The organism is Sediminibacillus massiliensis (genome assembly GCF_900156915.1).
In the GTDB taxonomy this organism is placed as follows: Bacteria; Bacillota; Bacilli; order Bacillales; family Amphibacillaceae; genus Sediminibacillus_A; species Sediminibacillus_A massiliensis.
In genome coordinates this window covers 124035-143510 of the sequence record NZ_LT732535.1, presented here as the reverse complement: position 1 = coordinate 143510, position 19476 = coordinate 124035, and the positions used below count along the sequence as shown (strand labels likewise).

Here is a 19476-nt window from a genome sequence, read left to right as displayed (position 1 = left end):
TGTTCGTATCCTAAAGTTGCCTACAGCATGTCCAATTTCACCTTGTTTATACATTGTTCAGAGAAAATCATATGGAGAAAGTTCTTGTTCCGGGACCTCTTCTTCCGCTCCTTGCTCTCCTTTAGCAAGCAATTCGTTCAAGAAATCTACTAGTGAGGTGTTTCTGCGGTTCGTGTTTTGGTCTTTAACGCCTTCAACGAAAGCGCGCTTATCCCCGCATAATATCAAGGATTTTTTACATCTGGTTACCGCCGTGTATAAAAGGTTTTTACGAAGCATCCTCCTGTATGACGGTATTACGGGGATGATGACAATCGGGAATTCACTCCCTTGTGACTTATGAATAGATGTACAATAAGCATGCATAATATTGTTCAGATCTTTTTTCTCATATGCTACTTCTCTTTCGTCATATCGGACAACTACTTGATCTGTTTGACCGGCATTTTCATCTTCTTCGAAAATTGCGGCGATTTCACCGATATCACCATTGTACACTCCGTCTTCCGGCTGATTTACTAACTGAATAACTTTATCTCCAGTTCTGTAAGTTGCTTCATGGGTCCGGATATCTCTCCTCTGCCCGCTTTTAGGATTGATCACTTTCTGGATCTCTTCGTTCAGACGATGAATGCCTGCTTTCGAGCGATACATTGGAGCCAACACTTGCATGTCACGTAAATCCACGCCTTTATCGTAGGCTTTTTTTACAATTTGAAGGACAGCGTCGACGACCTGATGTTCCCGGCAGGAAATAAAATTAAAGTCCGCTTCTTTATGAAGTGATTCTACCGTACAGGTATTGTTTTTTATTTCATGTGCCAGCTGAATGATTTTGGACCCTTCTTTTTGTCGATAAACTTCACTTAATTTAACAGATGGGATCTGTCCACTGGTCAACAGATCAGCCAATACTTGACCAGGCCCGACTGACGGTAGTTGATCCTCATCTCCTACTATCAGCACTTGCATATCTTCCGGAACAGCTTTGAACAACTGATTGGCCAGCCAAATATCCACCATGGAAAATTCGTCGATCACAAGCAATTTTCCGGACAATTGGTTATTCTCGTCTTTTTCAAACGATTCGTGCCCGTTCCAGCCAAGTAGACGATGAATGGTTACAGCTGGAAGACCTGTTGATTCATTCATTCTTTTGGCCGCTCTTCCGGTCGGTGCAGTCAACACAAATGGATAAGGATTATCATTATCATAGTCATCAGGGTCGAGCGACAGGTCGTGAATCATTGCAAAAGCTTTGATTATTCCTTTGATGACAGTCGTTTTCCCTGTGCCGGGTCCACCGGTAAGTATCATCATCTTGGACCTGATGGCTTTCTCTACTGCGTCATATTGCTCTCTGCCATAACTCAAAGACTCTTCTTCTTCAATTGTCCCCACAATTTTCAGCAGTTCAGCATCAGCCACTTCCTCTTCCTTTCCTCTCTTGCAAATACGGTCAATTTGCGAACAAAACCCTGTTTCCGCATAATACAGTGAAGGCAAATAAACTTTTGACTCAAGATTGATCAGCTTTTTCTGTTTGTTCAGCTCCAAAATCTGTTCTGTAATATCATCTGCATCAATGGCATTCATTTGACCGTTTAGTAAATCATCGATGGCGTAAAGATGTTCTTCCAACGGCATATAGACATGACCATCCTGAACACTTTTCTGGAGGATATAAATACAAGCTGCCTGGATTCTGCTAGGATGATTCATAGGGAGATTATTTTGTCTTGCCACTTCATCTGCCCGTTGAAAGCCGAATCCAGGGATATCGAAGACATACTGATAAGGATCCCTTTCAAGTACTTCAACAGCTTCATCTTTATATACTTCGTAAATTTTTTGTGCCATTTTCAACCCGAAACCATAAGAGGACAGGCCGACCACGATATGCTCGAACCCTTGATGCTCTTTAAGTTCCTTTGACAATTGCTCAGCTTTTTCTTTGTTTAAACCAGGAATACTTTCTAATACCGAGGGTGATTTCAAAATTTGGGAAACTGCCGTCTCTCCCAAATGATCGACAATTCTCTGGGCTGTCTTTTTTCCGATTCCGTAAAAAAGGTCACTTGATAAATAGGTGACCAATCCATCAATCGTATCGGGAACAAAGCGTTTGTATTGATATACTTTATACTGCTTTCCGAATTTCTTATGTTCTTCGAATTCTCCGTAAAAAACATAAACTTCGCCCTCTTCGAGTTTTGACAGATAGCCTTTGACTACCATATCCTTTTGATCGACAGATTCGTTTGTATCCAGAATTTTAATGCGGGCAATGGAAAAATGCTCCTCCTCATTAAAGAAAATAGTATGGAGGAGTTCTCCTTTTATATAACCTTCATGCTCAATTACGTCTTTGTTTTCTTCCATTGCCATCTCTTATTGCCCCTTTTAGTGATCGCTTTTCATTTGATCCAGCATTTCCTCAATTTTTTGTTTTCCATTGGCTGCCAGCAAATGGTCAGGCTGAATTTCCAATGCTTTTTTAAAGTGTTCGAGAGCTGGTTCCACCCTCTCCTGAAAAAGATAGGTTACTCCGATATTGTAATGGGCATCACTATGGTGGTCATTCAACTCCAGGACTTTTAGGAAGGTTTCCTGGGCCAATTCGATTTGGTCAGTCCCGGCCAGTGATAAACCATATTGGAATAAAGCTGTATCATCTTCCGGATTCAATTCTGCCGCTCTTTGAAAATAAGGCAATGCCAACTTAGGATATTCCTGCTGAAGCATCGTCATTCCCAGCATGAAATAAACGTCACCTTCATCTAATCCAAGGTTTACAGCCTGCTGGAACTGCTCTTTTGCTTTATCATAACTTTCCGATTCAAAAAATACGTTTCCTAAACCATAGTGTGCTGTCGCTGCTTCTGAATCCAATTCTATTGCCTTTTCATAGAATCTTTTCGCCCTCTCCAAGTCATCCATATGAAGAAGAAGATTGCCGAAGTTTATGTAGCCGAGCGGATTTTCCGGATTCTCTTCAATCGATTCATTGAACAATCGTGCCGCTTCTTCAAATTTTTGTTGTTTCATCTTTTCAATTCCTTCATTCATTTTGTCCATTATTACACCTCTTTTTCATTATACAATTGAAATAGTCCTTTTTAATGATAATTTTATCATAATTATGTACGAAAACCCTTGCCACCTCGACAAGGGTTTTCCATTCTGTTATTAACCAACATAATCGATTTGCTTCTTATTCTTTAGCACTTCGTCTATCGTTCCCCCACCAAGGCAAACTTCTCCATGGTAGAAAACGACTGCTTGCCCTGGAGTTATGGCACGTTGAGGTTCATGGAATTCGACGTGTACCTTGCCATCTTCCATTGGATGCACTGTTACTTTGCTGTCTTTTTGCCTGTAACGGAATTTAGCTGTACATTCAATTGACCCGTTAAGCGGCTGTTCGTCAATCCAGTTAAGTTTTGTGGCAATCAGCCCATCTGAGTACAAGTAATCATTGTGGAAACTTTGCTCCACATACAGTACGTTTTCTTCCAGATTCTTTCCTACAACAAACCATGGATCCCCGGATCCCCCGATTCCAAGACCCTGTCTTTGCCCGATTGTGTAATACATCAAACCTTCATGGCGTCCTTTTTCCACACCTGCCAAAGTTTTCATTTTACCAGGCTGTGCCGGCAAGTACTCGCTAAGAAATTCTTTGAAATTCCTTTCGCCTATAAAGCAAATTCCCGTGCTGTCTTTTTTGTGGGCAGTCGCCAAATCATTTTCCGCTGCAATTTTTCGCACTTCGCTTTTCGGCATGTGTCCAAGCGGGAACATTACTTTAGAAAGCACAGACTGTGACAATTGGTTCAAGAAATAGGTTTGATCTTTGTTGTCGTCAACCCCTCTTAACATCCGGTATTGCCCATCTGTATAATCCACTTGTGCATAATGCCCTGTAGCCAGATAATCTGCACCCAATGACAGGGCATGATCCAAGAATGCTTTGAATTTTATTTCCTTGTTACACATTACATCAGGATTCGGTGTTCTCCCCGCTTTATATTCTTCCAGGAAATAGGTGAAAACTTTATCCCAGTACTGCTTCTCAAAATTAACTGCATAATACGGTATTTCAAGCTGATTGCATACTCTGACGACATCATCGAAGTCTTCAGTGGCAGTACAAACGCCGTTCTCATCTGTATCATCCCAGTTCTTCATAAAAATCCCGACCACGTCATAACCTTGTTGTTTCAACAATAATGCAGCAACGGAAGAGTCGACTCCACCACTCATCCCCACTACCACACGGGTATTGCTGTTATCTTTCATTCTATTTCACCGCCTTAATTATCTAGCTTGAACACGCGGATTACCAGGCTCTACCTGCGTGTCAACCTTTCCACGATAGAAGCGATACGATCGGCAGCTTCTATCACGTTTTCTACTGTATTGGCCGATCCAAAACTAAAACGTATGGAATTAATCGTTCTATCATCATTTTTCCCGTACATTGCAGACAATACATGAGAGGGTTCGACTGAACCAGCAGTACAAGCACTTCCGCTCGAAGCTGCAACGCCGGATAAATCGAAATTAGTCAGTAATGCTTCAACATTCGTTCCCGGAAAGCTCAAATTAACAATGGCCGGCACCGACTTACTGTCACCGCCATTGACTGAGAAGGTGACATTGTTATCCTTTAACCTGCCAAGGAACACTTGTTTATATTCTTCATATTTATTCCATCTTTGCTGCTTTTCGCGGATCGCCAGCTCGATTGCTTTATGGAATCCTCTGACACCTGCCAGGTTTTCGGTGCCAGGACGTTTCTTCCTCTCCTGCTGCCCGCCATGCTGTAGAGAAGTAATGGAAACACCTTCCCTTACATACAAGAAACCGACGCCTTTTGGACCATTTATCTTGTGGGAAGAAGCCGTCAAAAGGTCCACCCCTAATTCTTCCACATCCAATTCCAGCAGTCCGTAAGCCTGGACAGCATCTGTATGAAAATAAGCTTGATGTTCTTTCAGGATCATACCTATTTCTTTTACTGGCTGGATAATGCCTGTTTCATTATTAACAGTCATAATGGAAACCAGGATCGTTTCTTCCGACAAGGCTTCCTTCAGTTCACTCGTATCAATCTGTCCATTTTCTTTCACAGACAAGTAAGTAACAGAAAATCCTTGTTTTTCTAAATGCTCTGCAGCATGAAGTGTAGCATGATGTTCAAGTGTGGTGGTAATAACATGCTTGCCGCGATGTTTATTAGCAAATGCTGTTCCGATTAAAGCAAGATTATCTGCCTCAGTTCCACCGCTTGTAAAGATAATTTCCTTTTCCTTGGCATTGATACTTCGGGCGGCAGTCCGTCTCGCCTCATCGACCATCTGCCTTGCTTTTCTGCCGAAATGGTGAACACTGGAAGGATTGCCATACACTTCCTCCATTGCAGGCATCATCGCTTCGATTACTTCAGGATGAATCGGTGTAGTTGCAGCATGGTCAAGGTAAATAGGTTTCATGTTCATCCTCGCTTTCTTTAAAATAGCCTTTGTCCGCTTAATTATTTCTTTTGGGCCTTACGATTGAGAGAAACTGCGACATAGTGTAAATTTTACTTTTGTGTGACTTCTTCATTACTCCGCCCGCCGTTATGTCGCAATTTATGGTTCATTAAATAGGAACCAGAACTTCCGTTTCATACTCTTCCTAAATATAAAACATATATGGTTCCTGGCTGTAATCTTCGCCGTGGTTCATCAAATCTTCCAGAGTGGTTGTATCTAAAACGTTTTTTACCGCATCCCGCACCCTGAGCCATAAAGCCTGTTTTGCCGGTTCTTCTTCTTCGATTCCTTCCACAGGCGTGATCGGGCCTTCCAAAATCCGGATAATATCTCCCGCAGATATATCTTTTGGTTCTTTAGCCAATATATATCCACCATATGCGCCTCTTATACTTCTTACCAAACTGGCATTTCTCAACGGTGCTGCCAGTTGTTCAAGATAATGTTCAGACAGATTATTGTCCCTGGCAATGGTCTTTAATGAAACTGGTCCATTGCCGTAGTTTCTCGCAAGTTCAATCATGATGGTTAATCCGTAACGCCCTTTGGTTGAGATTTTCATCTCTTTCACCTCTTCTAATCAAAAAATTCATCAGTTTAACTGAACTCGGCATAGTTATTCCCACTAAAGGCCCCAAACAGAGTACAATCAATATAGTACCCATACCGACAGGCCCTCCCAACAACCAGCCAATCATACAAATAATAAGTTCGATTCCGCTTCTTACATAAGATACGCGCCAGCCTGTCCAATCACTCAAATTCAGCATTACACTGTCCCGGGGACCAGCACCGAGCCCTGGCGCAACGTAAATTCCGACCCCGCAGGCTGTTATAAAGATACCGGTCAAAAACAGAAAAACTTCCATCCAGAAGTCTTCAAATGATGGAATGGTCCAATTAAAAATATCGATAAACACTCCTATCAAAACCATGTTAAGGAAGGTGCCGATTTTTGGAATTGTTTTTGTGAAAATAAAGGTGATCAGTACTATGACCAACCCGGAAACAATCGACCAAACACCTATTGTCAATCCCAGTTTGAGAAACAAACCATAATGGAAGACATCCCAGGGACTTATCCCCAAGTCCTTCGCTTTGATTGTCAATGTAATGCCAAGTGCTAAAATAATTATTCCGGACAGCAAAAATGCCCAGCGTATAAGTAGTTCCTTCATATTAGTACTCATTAGTATATACATACCTCAAAAAAAATTTCTTGTGCTTATCTTTCCCGATCTGATCAAGGGTGTTTAACTCACGTTATTATAGCATGATAGCAAGATCCTTGCATTTTATAAACGTTATCATTACGCTTAAAAATAGTTATTTTATATAAGATTGTAATATACGTCAAGCTCTTTGTTCGGAGCTTTGTCGAATGTATGCTTTCCTCCATTAATTTACCAGAGCAGAAACGCATTCGTCATTATCACTTACTAAAATGGTTTGCAGACCATAACCAATAAGGGGGAGAAGGATGAGAAACAAAGAACCACTAGCATACCGAATGAGACCTCAAAGAATAGAAGATATAGTGGGCCAGGAAGATATCATCGGCCAAGATACAAAACTATATCAAATGATCCAAAATGGCTACGTACCTTCCATGCTGCTTTATGGGGAGCCGGGCATCGGAAAAACGGCGATTGCCTATGCTGTTGCCGGCACTGTAAATCTGCCCTTTTCCTCATTGAATGCAACCACCGCTGGTAAAAAGGACGTTGAGATAGTCATTGAGAAGGCGAAAATGGAAGGGACGACGATTCTTTTTCTGGATGAGATTCACCGCTTTAATAAAGCTCAGCAAGATTATTTGCTTCCACACGTGGAGAAAGGATTGGTCATCCTGATAGGAGCTACAACCGAAAATCCTTACCATGATGTCAATCCGGCGATTCGAAGCAGGTGCGGCCAAATAAAACAGTTATCAAGATTAAGCAGCGAAGATATTATTAAACTACTTCGCAACGCAATCGACAATGAGGAAAGGGGCCTCGGAACACTTCCCATTCAAAAAAACGAAGAAGTGCTTCGACTGATTTCCGAAGGCACTAATGGAGATGCAAGGAAGGCACTGAACGTCTTGGAAGCTGTTGTCCACGCTTCCAGGAAAACAGACGGGAAAATCTTGCTTGAAGAAGCGACGGTACATGAATTTATCGATAAAGCCGGTGTCTTTGGAGACAAAAAGGGATCTAATTTTTACAACTTGTTATCCAGCTTGCAGAAGAGCATTAGAGGAAGCGATGTAGATGCATCGTTATATTATCTGGCTCATTTACTCGAAAGCGGTGATTTGACGGCTGTCAACAGGCGTCTACTCGTAATTGCCTATGAGGATATTGGATTATCCAACCATTCAATTGGTCCGAGTGTGCTAGCAGCTGTTGAAGCAAGTGAACGATTGGGAATGCCGGAAGCAAGAATTCCACTTGCGGTAGCCGTTGTAGATATGTGTCTGTCTTCAAAATCGAATTCGGCTTACAAAGCTCTCGACACAGCGATCAATGATATAAGAAAAGGTAAAACGGGCAGCATTCCTCTCCATTTACGAGACGGTCACTATAAAGGTGCAGAAGATTTAGGACATGTTGGATACAAATACCCTCATAACTATCCACTTGGATCTTTCGGAGGTTGGGTAAAGCAAGATTATCTGCCCGAAAACCTAAAAGAAAGGCAGTACTATAAGCCTGTTGAAGCTGGAGAAGAAAAAAGAATGTCAGAGATTTATAAGAAATTACGCAAATTCAAACAACAATAAAATAATCAGACAATGAAATTCTGGGTGATTTTCTACTAATCTGATTCCAAATAGTGGAGCTCCAATAATCTCCCTTCCACTTCGGAAGAAATAAAATTGTATTAAGTGTATAAACCACTCCCTTTTCGGTAAAGATAAAGACAAATATACCAAACTAGTTTTATGAGAATTGAATCATATAACTTAGAAGATAAGGAGTGGAGTTAAATGGTTAAAGTAAGACAAGATGCCTGGTCGCACGAAGATGATTTGTTACTGGCAGAAACAGTATTACGCCATATTCGTGAGGGCAGCACCCAATTGAATGCATTTGAAGAAGTGGGAGACAAGTTAAACCGTACTTCGGCAGCCTGTGGTTTCCGTTGGAATGCGGAGGTCAGAAAAAAATACGACCAAGCGGTTGATATCGCCAAAAGGCAACGGAAAGAAAAGAAGCGGGCAATGGCGAAAGAACAGAATTCTTCTTTGAAGAGCCCTGCAGTCCAATCAATCTTCCATACGAACAATGTAGAAATCAAGAATGAGGAGGCTGAAGATCAAAACGAAATAGCTTCTTCTTCTACAAACAGTAATCCTCTTAATTTGGATTCCGTTATATATTATCTACAATCCATGAAGCAGGAATATCAAGATTCAAGCAGATCAAAATTTGACATTCAAAAATATCAGGAAGAAAATGAATCTCTTAAAGAAGAAAATCGCCGTCTGGAGAAACAACTTACCGAAAAACATGAGCAGCTTCAAACTATTCAGGAAGATTACCAAGTATTAATCCAAATCATGGACCGAGCAAGGAAAATGGTTGTATTTGAAGATCAGGACAGTCTATCCACATCCTCGTTCCGGATGGACAAAAATGGCAATCTCGAAAATATCGCTAGATAAGTTGAAAACTGTTGACCCTGCTATATAATGCTTTGTCATTATAAGCTGGATCAAGTGAGGACTAACATACAAGCTTTCGAGCCCTACTTGTTGGTCCTTTTATTTTAAGCTTAAAGTAATAGTTTCATATGGATACCGGGGGTTTTCGGTAACGGTCTTCACCCATGTTTCAAGCTGCTGTCTCCGCCATTCCCATCCGAGCTGAATTCTTAAGAGAAACAAAAAACTCAGAACATGATGTTCTGAGTTTTTCTAATATGTATGGTATCAAATCCCGATCGTGCCGTCCTTATTTAAGTTTTGAACCCGCTCCCAGCAGGTGGGTGCCCTGTTCCACGCTTAACGCTTCCTCTCATTAGGTAAATAATGAGGCTTGCATGCCACATGGAAACTTCAAGCTCCCGTTTATAAAATGTTCGGTCAAAACGTAATAATTAAGACGAACACATCAGGATTAATACCTAACCTTGTTGCTTAATGCATGAACAATTATCTGATATATCTGAATAATAGCATAGATCCCTCAGCTAATCAAGGGATATATGGTTGACAGTTTGTTTACACAGATTTACAAATAGATGACAACTACTCTTTTAGACGAAGGTGAAGTTCATCCAATTGCGCATCACTGACCACTCCTGGAGCTTCTGTAAGCGGGTCGGATGCGGAAGCTGTTTTAGGGAACAAAATGGTATCTCTCAAATTCGACCTTCCTGCCAACAACATGATGAATCTGTCAAATCCTAATGCAATGCCTCCATGGGGCGGAGCGCCATGTTCGAGTGCTTCGAGCAGGAATCCAAATTGTTCCTGTGCCTCCTCTTGACTGAAACCCAATACTTCGAACATTTTGTTTTGAGTTTCTTTCTGATAGATACGCAGAGATCCTCCGCCCAGTTCGAAACCATTTAAAACGAGGTCATATGCTTGTGCCTTAGTCTCTCCAGGGTTGGTTGTCAATTTGTCTAAATCTTCTGCAGCTGGCATTGTAAATGGATGATGGGCAGCAAAATACCTTCCTAATTCTTCGTCATATTCGAATAAAGGCCATTCAGTGACCCAAAGAAAGTTAAAGACAGATGCGTCGATCAGACCTAATTCTTTCCCTAACTTTGAACGGAGTGCTCCCAGGCTTTCATGTACGACTGCCACTTTATCAGCCACAAATAATAACAGGTCGCCATCGGATGCATCCATCAATTGAGTGATACCGCTTGTTTCTTCTTCTGTCAAAAACTTGGCAATAGGACCCTTTAACTCGTCCTGCTCAACTTTCAACCATGCCAGGCCTTTGGCTCCATAGATTTTGACGAATTCTGTAAGTTTATCAATATCCTTGCGTGAATACTCACCCGCTTTACCTTTGACATTGATCGCACTCACTTTACCACCGTTTTCTACAGCACCGCTAAACACTTGGAAACCGGAGTTTTTGACGGTTTCAGACAGGGTGACCAACTCCATCCCAAATCTCGTATCCGGTTTATCAGATCCGAATCGCTCCATTGCCTCATTATAACTCATTCTGTTAAATGGAGTATCCACTTCAATTCCTTTTACTTCCTTCATTACTCTCTTCATCATTCTCTCAGTCATTGCCATGATCTCTTCGCTGGACATAAACGAAGTTTCTATGTCAATTTGAGTGAATTCAGGCTGCCTGTCGGCACGAAGATCTTCATCCCTGAAACAACGGGCAAACTGGTAATACTTTTCAAAGCCTGACACCATCAACAATTGTTTGAAAAGCTGAGGTGATTGTGGAAGGGCATAAAACTCGCCAGGATGAACCCTGCTTGGCACCAAGTAATCCCTTGCCCCCTCTGGAGTACTCTTAGTCAACATCGGCGTTTCCATTTCAAGATATTGTTCATCATTCAAGAAACTGCGAATCACTTGGGTAGTTTGGTGACGCAGCTTGAACGTTTCCTGCATTTCCTCTCTTCTGAGATCCATATACCGGTATCTCAAACGTAGATCTTCGGAAACATCTGAAGCATCCTCCAACTGAAATGGCGGTGTTTTGGATTTATTTAAAATTCTCACTTCATTTACTGTCACTTCAATCTCACCTGTAGCCATTTTGTCATTGACCGTCGAAGCTTCTCTCTCAACAACTTTCCCCGCTATTTCAAGCACGAATTCATTTCTGACTTTTTCTGCTGTTTCCAATGCTTCCTGGGAAAGCTCCGGATTGAAAACAACTTGAACAACACCAGACCTGTCCCTAAGATCAATAAAAATCAGGCCGCCGAGATCACGGCGTTTTTGAACCCAACCTTTTAGTAATACTTCTGAACCAATGTGTTCTTTCCTTAAGGCTCCTGCCAACTGTCTCTCGTTTTCCATTTTAACCCTCTGCCTCCAATTCCGATCGTAAGTGATCTACTACATTTTCCAACGGTATCTCTTCTTGATTGCCAGTTTCCATATTTTTCACTTTTACAAGATTCTGCTCTACTTCTTCATCTCCCAGAATCAGGACGAATTTTGCACCTAGACGATCTGCTGCTTTAAATTGCGCTTTGAATTTCTTTCCTAGATAATCTTTATCAACTTGGATGCCGGCTCTTCTGAGATCATAGGTCAGCTTCACAGAGGTTTCTTCTGCGAGTTCTCCCATAGAAACCAGATAACAATCGAGCGATTCATCCAATGGGAGCTCAATCCCTTCAGCTTCTAATGCCATTAACAGCCTTTCGACGCTCATCGCAAATCCGATTCCCGGTGTTTCTGGTCCACCTAAGTCTTCCACCAGGCCATTGTATCGCCCACCGCCGGAGAGAGTGGTGATCGCACCAAATCCTTCGGCATCACTCATTATTTCAAAAGCAGTGTGATTGTAATAATCCAAACCTCTTACAAGGTTTTTATCTACTACATAATCAATTCCCATGGAATCCAAGTGTCCTTTGACTTTTTCAAAGTAAGCTTTGGACTGATCATTTAAATATTCCAAAATAGATGGTGCCGATTCCATCGCCGGATGGTTGCGGTCTTTTTTGCAATCAAGCACTCGCAATGGATTCTGATCCAACCTTACTTGGCAATCCTCGCACAATTCTTCCCGGTACGGTGCAAAGTGATCAATTAATGCTTGCCTGTGATTCTTTCGGCTTTCCAAATCACCCAGACTATTGAGTACAAGCTTTAATGAAGTTAGCCCGAGTTCCTGATAACTATTCATGGCCAAGGCTATCACTTCGGCATCAACAGCAGGATCGGCGCTACCCAACGCTTCCACGCCGAATTGAACGAACTGCCTCATCCTCCCTTGCTGTGGACGCTCGTACCGGAACATTGGACCGAAGTAAAACAATTTTGTCGGCTGACTGGCGTTTCCGAAGAGTTTATTTTCCACAAAAGAACGGACTACGGATGCAGTACCTTCTGGTCTAAGTGTCAGACTTCTGTCCCCCCGGTCCTTGAACGTGTACATTTCTTTCTGAACGATATCCGTGCTGTCTCCAACTCCTCTTTGAAAGAGTTCTGTATGTTCGAATATCGGTGTTCTAATTTCTTTGTAATTATATCTCCTGCACAGGTCTATCAGAGCGTATTCCACATACTGCCACTTCTCCGTAATGCCTGGAAGCAAATCTTGTGTGCCTCTTGGTGCTTTCATGTTCATATAAAAACCCCCCGTTTTTAGAATCTAAGATAAAAAATCTTTCTGCTATTTACTTGCTAAGTATTTAAGTAACACGGACTGCTCGATACTTCATCAGCACTCCGCGCGTTTTCCCATTGTAGAAGTAAGAATGGAATATTCCGCCGATGTTCTTCTATGTTTTCCATTTCATCTAAGCGGGACTATAGAAAACAGCGAAAAAAAATAAACTCTCATCCCCGAAAAAAGGGACGAGAGTTTACCCGCGTTGCCACCCTAGTTGGAGCTGCCTTGCTCCCCCTTACACAGTTAACGCCTGCAAAACGTTTGTATTTACTTACTTCAATACAAAACCTCTAGAATGTCTTTCACCGGGTCATCACAGGGAAAAGCTCTCAACCTTAGGCGTTTCCTCTCTGTCAGCGTGTATTCCCGATTACTTTTTCCGTCATCAGCTATTCGGTGTTTTTTGAATTGCTTATAATCATAATCTTTGCTATCAAAGTTGTCAAGCACGGTTTAATCTTTCTTTCAATTTTTTAATGTCACCAAGCGTAACACCCAGTTCCCCGGCGAGCTCGATTCTGTTCAACTCACCTTCAGCCTCCATGAATTTATGATAGTTGACCCCAAATATACTTTTTTGGGCGTGAGAATCGCTTTGTTTTTGATGATACCTCATTTCCAGTTCCTCCTAACTGAAAGAAATAGACATGACAAGTTCTGGTTTTCAAACTTATATTCAGTATGTCCACCAAAAAACGATTCTATGCTGACAGGTATCGGGACTGGTTTAGTACTTATTAAGCAAGATTAAGAGACAGAAAAAAACAGGTGTCTGCGGAACCACTTCCCCCAAACAACCTGCTGTTCAATTTAACGCTCTGCACTGTCCAATACAAGCGTGACAGGACCTTGATTTACAAGCTCGACATTCATCATGGCGCCGAATTCTCCGGTTTCCACTTGAATTCCTGTGTCGGACAGTAACCGGTTGAATTCCTCGTAAAGTTTTTTGGCAGGCTCAGGTTTGGCTGCTGCCATAAAGTTCGGTCTGCGCCCTTTCCTTGTATCACCATAAAGGGTAAACTGGGAAATGGATAATACACTTCCTTCTACATCTTTCAAGGATAAGTTCATCTTATCTTCTTCATCTTCGAAAATTCTCAGATGGACAATTTTGTTGACCAGGTACTCCGCATCCTCCAAGGTATCGTCATGCGTCACTCCCAACAAAACGACCAAACCGTTATCAATCTGCCCGGTAATTTCGTTTTTTACGGTTACTTTTGCATTGGCGGCCCGTTGTATGACGGCTTTCATTTCTATCCAGCACTCCTCTTATTGCAACATTCTGGTTACTGTATATACATCTTTTATTTGCTTGAGACGGTCGACTATTTTCCTTAGATGACTAATATTGTGAATCAGGATAGTGATATGAATAAGAGCCATTTTGTTCCGATCTGACTTCCCGTTTACTGCAATAATATTCGTTTTTGTTTCATTTACTGCCTGCAGTACTTCATTTAACAATCCACGCCGGTCGAAACCGGTTATTTCCAAATCAACATGGTATTGTTTGGTGTTAGAAGTGTTATGTTCCCAATCAACTTCTAAAATCCGATCCTGTGCTTCTTCCGTCTGGATATTCGGACAATCTGTACGATGGACAGAGACTCCACGTCCCTTCGTAATATAACCAATGATGTCATCACCTGGAACAGGATTGCAGCACTTCGAGAGCCTTACCAACAAATTATCTACACCAGCTACCCTTACGCCGGAATCTTTCTTATGGTTTCGGGAGGATTTAGAAGTGTCCGTTTTCACAACGCCTTCCAAGGTCTGTTCCAGTTCCTGATTAAGGTTCTGTTTTCTCGCCTTTTCTGTCAGCCTCGTTGCGATTTGGGCAGCAGTTATTCCCTGATAACCAACGGCAGCATACATATCTTCCTCGTTGGTGAAATTGAATTTCTCCGCAATCCTTTTCACATTTTCAGCTGTAATGATATCTTTTGGTTCGAAACCTGCTGCTTTCACTTCTTTTTCGACAGCGTCACGGCCCTTTGCTATGTTTTCCTCGCGACGTTGTTTCTTGAAAAACTGTTTAATCTTGTTCTTGGCTTGGGAAGTCTGGGTAATACTCAGCCAATCCTGTGATGGGCCGTATGAGTGCTTGGAAGTCATCACTTCGACTATATCACCCGTTTTGAGACGGTAATCCAATGGCTCCATTTTGCCATTCACTCTTGCACCGATGGTTTGATTGCCTACTTCTGTATGAATCTTATAAGCAAAGTCTAGCGGAACTGATCCGGATGGCAGTTCAATCACGTCCCCTTTAGGGGTGAACACATAGACCATATCCGAAAACAAATCGACTTTCAATGATTCCATAAATTCCTCTGCATCATGGGTTTCATTTTGCCATTCCAGAATATCGCGGAACCAGGTAAGGTTTTCTTCGGAGTTCTTAGAGTTGTTGTCCAGCCGTTTTCCCTCTTTATATGCCCAATGGGCGGCAATACCGAACTCAGCGATTTCATGCATTTCCTTAGTCCGGATTTGCACCTCAAGCGGCGCCCCTTTAGGACCGATTACTGTTGTGTGAAGCGATTGATACAAATTCGGCTTCGGCATCGCAATATAATCTTTAAACCTTCCCGGCATAGGCTTCCAACACGTGTGGATAATGCCTAAAACAGCATAACAATCTTTTATACTATCTACGATGATTCTAACCGCGAGCAGGTCATATATTTCATTGAACTGCTTGTTTTGAAGCGCCATTTTTTTATAAATGCTGTACAAATGCTTGGGCCTGCCGGAGAACTCTGCTTTGATGTTCACATCTTCGAGTTGGTTTTGAACTTCCTGCATAACTTCTTCTATATAATTCTCGCGTTCTTCGCGTTTTTGCTTCATTAAATGGACGATTCGGTAATACTGTTGAGGATTTAGATACCTGAGCGCCGTATCTTCTAATTCCCATTTTATAGTGGAAATCCCCAGTCTATGGGCAAGCGGAGAAAATATTTCCAATGTCTCATTTGAAATCCGGCGTTGTTTCTCAGGAGGCAAATGCTTCAATGTCCTCATATTATGGAGCCTGTCCGCCAGTTTAATCAGTATTACCCTGATATCCTTAGCCATTGCGATGAACATTTTTCTGTGGTTTTCCGCTTGTTGGGCCTCTTTTGATTTATATTTAATTTTCCCTAATTTTGATACACCGTCCACCAGCATAGCAACTTCACCGTTGAATTCTTCTTCCAGCTGCTCGACAGTCACATTTGTGTCTTCTACAACATCGTGGAGAAAACCGCCTGCAATTGTTTCCGGATCGAGTTCTAAATGAACCAAAATGCCTGCAACCTGAATCGGATGAATGATATAAGCTTCACCAGATCTTCTAAACTGACCTTCATGTGCTTGCTCGGCATATTTGTATGCTCGGCTGATAAACTCAATATCTTCTTGTGAAAGATACTCTCCAGCTTGTTTAATTACATCTTCTGCTGTCAAAATTTTATCTTTCGACATGTAATCACCTTTATTTCCTTTGCTACTGCTCATGTTATATGGACAGTTTAAAATTGACTTGCACTCTTCATGTGGAATTAATCGAAAATATTACATATAATGACAAATTCCCTGCATATGTTAGAACAAGGCTTTATTATAGTATTAAGAAAACCAGCCAAAATGTAAAGCAAAAAAATCATTTCCGACTCACTCCAGCTGGGAAAGCCCCTTTTTGAGAAACGAGGAGTACTCGATAGAGCACTCCTCGGAAGATTAATATTGCATTAATGTAAGGATATCGTATCCGTCTAATTTATCACGGCCGTTCAAGTATGTCAGTTCAATTAAGAACGCACAACCGACGACGATTCCGCCCAGCTGCTCCACCAAATTAATTGTAGCCTCGATAGTTCCGCCTGTAGCCAGTAAATCATCTGTGATTAATACTCGCTGCCCGGGTTTGATGGCGTCTTTGTGGAGAGTCAGCACATTTTTTCCGTATTCAAGTCCATAGTCGACTTTTATCACATCCCTTGGAAGCTTCCCTTCTTTTCTAACTGGAGCAAAGCCTACTTCTAATGCATAGGAAACCGGGCACCCAACAATAAAACCCCTGGCTTCCGGACCGACTACCAAGTCAATTTCCCTGTTTCTTGAATACTCCACAATCTCATCAACTGCAGATTTGAACGCAGGACCATTATCCATGAGGGTAGTAATATCTTTAAACCTTACACCCTCTTTCGGCCAATCTTCCACTACAGTTATATACTTTTTATAATCCATGACTTACTTCCTCCTTAGGTGTGCCAACCGCCGCCATTTGCTGATCGAACCAATCTTTCAATTCGTGATAAGACGAATAATATAGCTTTTGTTCTATTTCCAGATTTTTTTGCTTTCTTTTATAGGTAGCAGATTCTTCCAAATCCTTCTTAGAAGGTTTGGAATTAGGTTTAACGACACTATTTTCTATTTTAACAAAATCCAAATCAAAAAAAACAGAGACAATAAATTTTATTTTGTCCGCTTTCCATTTTTTATGGTATGCAAGTTTGTCCAATTCTTTCTCAAGATCGAACTTCCCTCTTTTTAAAATCATCCCATAAAACCATTTAAAATCTTCTCTTGAAGGAATGGCAGACATGTAATGTCCCCCATTTTCATAGAAGCAGGCATATATGATATCCGGCCGAAGTACTGATACAACTTCTTTCAAATCATCCAAATCTTCCGGAAGATTAAGTAACACCATATTCCGGTGGCCGCTTTCGCCCCAGTCCACCGGCTTATTCTTCCCATAATAATGAACAGGGAAATCCGGGGGCAGCCGGTCATCTGTCGTATCAGGACGAAATGAAACTGCGATACACTCTCTTAGAATTTTCTCCGGTATTTGCTTTTGCAAGTGTCTGGAACCACGGAAATCGAAAAGCTGCCAGTGACTAACAGCCAAATCTTTTACCATGATCTGCAGTTTCTGTTTCCCGTTCCATTCATTTATTTGCAATTCACCTACCACATCCACTTCAGATCTCGAAGAAATTTTCGGATATAATTCGCCAAATCCGAACCCAACACCGTCAAGCTGCTTTTGCATCCCTTGAAAAGTAAACTTCAAATGATTTTGCTGACTTCCAATTTGACGGATTTCGGTCGGAACAGCCTTTAAGTGAAATAGTGGTTTCGGGTTCCCCATTCCGAAAGGAGATAGTTTATTGATTTCCTTGATGACTTGAATGTCAAGTTCATCTATAGCAACTGAAGAATCGATTTTTAATAACTGTTTAAAATCTTCTTCAGACAAAAGCGCGCCGGCTATTTCATTCAATTGTTGTTTAAGAGATGGAAGATTCTCCGTTGGCAAAGTCATTCCCGCGGCCTGGGCATGACCTCCAAAATGGGTAAATATATCTTTTATTTTCATACAATTAGTGAATAAGTCAAATGCATCAATACTTCTCGCAGATCCTTTAGCATGCCCCTTGTCTGGGTTTATCGACAAAACGATAGCGGGCCTGTCAAATTTGCGGACTAGTTTGGACGCAACAATTCCCAATACACCCTCGTTCCATCCTTCTTTGGCTGCAATGATGACATCGGGGATATTGTCTGCTTCTACCATCTCTTCGGCTTCTTTAGCGATGTCAGCAACAATTTTCTGCCTTTCCTGGTTCAATTGCTGCACAAATGCCGCCAAATCTTCTGCTTCACTGTCATCCTTGGTCAATAATAAATCGACTGCCATATCAGCATCCTGCAGTCTTCCTACAGCATTGATACGAGGTCCGATCAAGAAACCGATATCCTCTTCTGTAACATTGCCTTTAATATTACATACTTTCTTCAGAGCATTGATTCCCGGCCTCTTCGAATTAGAAATAGCTTTCAAACCATAAAAAGCTAACAGCCTGTTTTCGCTCTTTAAAGGAACTAAATCCGCAATTGTTCCAATGACCGCCAAATCAAGCAAATGTTCCGGAAAATAACCTAGTAAATGCTGGGCAAATTTGAAAGCCACGCCGACGCCCGCTAATTCCTGGAAAGGATAATCTGTCGAGCATTTGGGATGGACAATCGCAAATGCATCGGGAAGTTCTTCCTGCACCTCATGGTGGTCGGTGATTATCAAGTCAATACCAATTTGTCTTGCATATGCAGCCTCCTGAACAGCTGCTATACCAGTATCTACGGTGATAATCAGGCTGACGCCCTGTTCACCTGCTTTGCGGAATGCTTCCTCGTTCGGACCGTAACCTTCCGTAAACCTATTAGGAATATAAAAATCACAGTCTGCGCCCAGCTCCCTTAGAGCTTCCAGCATAACAGCTGTAGAACTTACACCATCAGCGTCATAGTCCCCGAACACAAGCACTTTTTCTCCGTCAGCCACAGCTGTGCGCACGCGTTCAGCCGCCATTTCGATATCGTTCAGTTTGGAAGGATCATACATATGCTCCAAACTCGGATGAAGAAATTGTTCGGCTTGTTCCTTGGTGACTATTCCGCGCTGAAACAACAATTGCTTTGTCAATGAAGAAATAGGAAGACCATACTCCATGGAAGCTGCCTGATCATCTTTATATGTAAAATTCCAATTTGATTGGCTGAGTAACATAAATTCACCCCTGACTCACTTATTA

General features: G+C 41.8%; 15 protein-coding genes, 1 other RNA gene and 1 other annotated feature. Of the genes, 2 read left to right on the top strand and 14 right to left on the bottom strand.

The features are described 5' to 3' along the window. Nucleotides 1-57 precede the first annotated feature (57 nt). The 6 genes from recD2 to CZ434_RS01165 all read right to left on the bottom strand — a co-directional run bounded on the left by recD2 (nt 58) and on the right by CZ434_RS01165 (nt 6721). Entirely contained in the window at nt 58-2382 is a 2325-nt protein-coding gene (gene recD2, locus CZ434_RS01190; RefSeq protein ID WP_077625026.1) for an SF1B family DNA helicase RecD2, read from the bottom strand. Nucleotides 2383-2403: 21 nt separating this feature from the next. Continuing rightward, the gene (locus tag CZ434_RS01185) at nt 2404-3078 is read right to left on the bottom strand and encodes a tetratricopeptide repeat protein (RefSeq protein WP_077621406.1); all 675 of its coding nucleotides are present in this window, start codon (nt 3076-3078) and stop codon (nt 2404-2406) included. A gap of 111 nt (nt 3079-3189) precedes the next feature. Next, the gene (gene mnmA / locus CZ434_RS01180; RefSeq protein ID WP_077621405.1) at nt 3190-4302 is read right to left on the bottom strand and encodes a tRNA 2-thiouridine(34) synthase MnmA; all 1113 of its coding nucleotides are present in this window, start codon (nt 4300-4302) and stop codon (nt 3190-3192) included. Between the two features lie 50 nt (nt 4303-4352). Further along, nucleotides 4353-5498: a cysteine desulfurase family protein gene (locus CZ434_RS01175; RefSeq protein ID WP_077621404.1), complete on the bottom strand. Its 1146-nt coding sequence runs from the start codon at nt 5496-5498 to the stop codon at nt 4353-4355. A gap of 187 nt (nt 5499-5685) precedes the next feature. After that, nucleotides 5686-6105, bottom strand: coding sequence for a cysteine metabolism transcriptional regulator CymR (gene cymR, locus CZ434_RS01170; RefSeq protein WP_077621403.1), 420 nt, complete (start codon nt 6103-6105; stop codon nt 5686-5688). Next, nucleotides 6059-6721 (bottom strand): YczE/YyaS/YitT family protein, encoded by a 663-nt coding sequence (locus CZ434_RS01165; protein ID WP_245830906.1) that lies wholly within the window; start codon nt 6719-6721, stop codon nt 6059-6061. The genes cymR and CZ434_RS01165 overlap by 47 nt, the downstream gene beginning before the upstream one ends. A 302-nt stretch (nt 6722-7023) precedes the next feature. On the opposite strand from CZ434_RS01165, the gene CZ434_RS01160 reads away from it, so the two are divergent. Next, nucleotides 7024-8310: a replication-associated recombination protein A gene (locus tag CZ434_RS01160; protein ID WP_077621401.1), complete on the top strand. Its 1287-nt coding sequence runs from the start codon at nt 7024-7026 to the stop codon at nt 8308-8310. 207 nt (nt 8311-8517) lie between these two features. Continuing rightward, the gene (locus CZ434_RS01155; RefSeq protein ID WP_077621400.1) at nt 8518-9195 is read left to right on the top strand and encodes an RsfA family transcriptional regulator; all 678 of its coding nucleotides are present in this window, start codon (nt 8518-8520) and stop codon (nt 9193-9195) included. Nucleotides 9196-9462: 267 nt separating this feature from the next. Here the strand turns inward: CZ434_RS01155 and ssrS are convergent. The 8 genes from ssrS to recJ all read right to left on the bottom strand — a co-directional run bounded on the left by ssrS (nt 9463) and on the right by recJ (nt 19451). Continuing rightward, nucleotides 9463-9653: non-coding RNA, 6S RNA (gene ssrS, locus CZ434_RS01150), on the bottom strand. A gap of 127 nt (nt 9654-9780) precedes the next feature. Beyond that, nucleotides 9781-11544: an aspartate--tRNA ligase gene (aspS, locus tag CZ434_RS01145; protein WP_077621399.1), complete on the bottom strand. Its 1764-nt coding sequence runs from the start codon at nt 11542-11544 to the stop codon at nt 9781-9783. Nucleotide 11545: 1 nt separating this feature from the next. Then, nucleotides 11546-12826: a histidine--tRNA ligase gene (gene hisS / locus CZ434_RS01140; RefSeq protein ID WP_077621398.1), complete on the bottom strand. Its 1281-nt coding sequence runs from the start codon at nt 12824-12826 to the stop codon at nt 11546-11548. 223 nt (nt 12827-13049) lie between these two features. Beyond that, nucleotides 13050-13266: a binding site (T-box leader), on the bottom strand. Nucleotides 13267-13313: 47 nt separating this feature from the next. Further along, the gene (locus CZ434_RS21880) at nt 13314-13487 is read right to left on the bottom strand and encodes a hypothetical protein (RefSeq protein WP_179107141.1); all 174 of its coding nucleotides are present in this window, start codon (nt 13485-13487) and stop codon (nt 13314-13316) included. A gap of 194 nt (nt 13488-13681) precedes the next feature. Then, complete coding sequence (gene dtd / locus CZ434_RS01135) at nt 13682-14128, bottom strand: D-aminoacyl-tRNA deacylase (protein ID WP_077621397.1); 447 nt, start codon at nt 14126-14128, stop codon at nt 13682-13684. Nucleotides 14129-14146: 18 nt separating this feature from the next. Beyond that, nucleotides 14147-16351, bottom strand: a complete 2205-nt coding sequence (locus tag CZ434_RS01130) for a RelA/SpoT family protein (protein ID WP_077621396.1) — start codon at nt 16349-16351, stop codon at nt 14147-14149. Between the two features lie 255 nt (nt 16352-16606). Beyond that, complete coding sequence (locus CZ434_RS01125; RefSeq protein WP_077621395.1) at nt 16607-17119, bottom strand: adenine phosphoribosyltransferase; 513 nt, start codon at nt 17117-17119, stop codon at nt 16607-16609. Next, nucleotides 17109-19451: a single-stranded-DNA-specific exonuclease RecJ gene (gene recJ, locus CZ434_RS01120; RefSeq protein ID WP_077621394.1), complete on the bottom strand. Its 2343-nt coding sequence runs from the start codon at nt 19449-19451 to the stop codon at nt 17109-17111. Before recJ ends, CZ434_RS01125 begins: the two co-directional genes overlap by 11 nt. Nucleotides 19452-19476 lie beyond the last annotated feature (25 nt).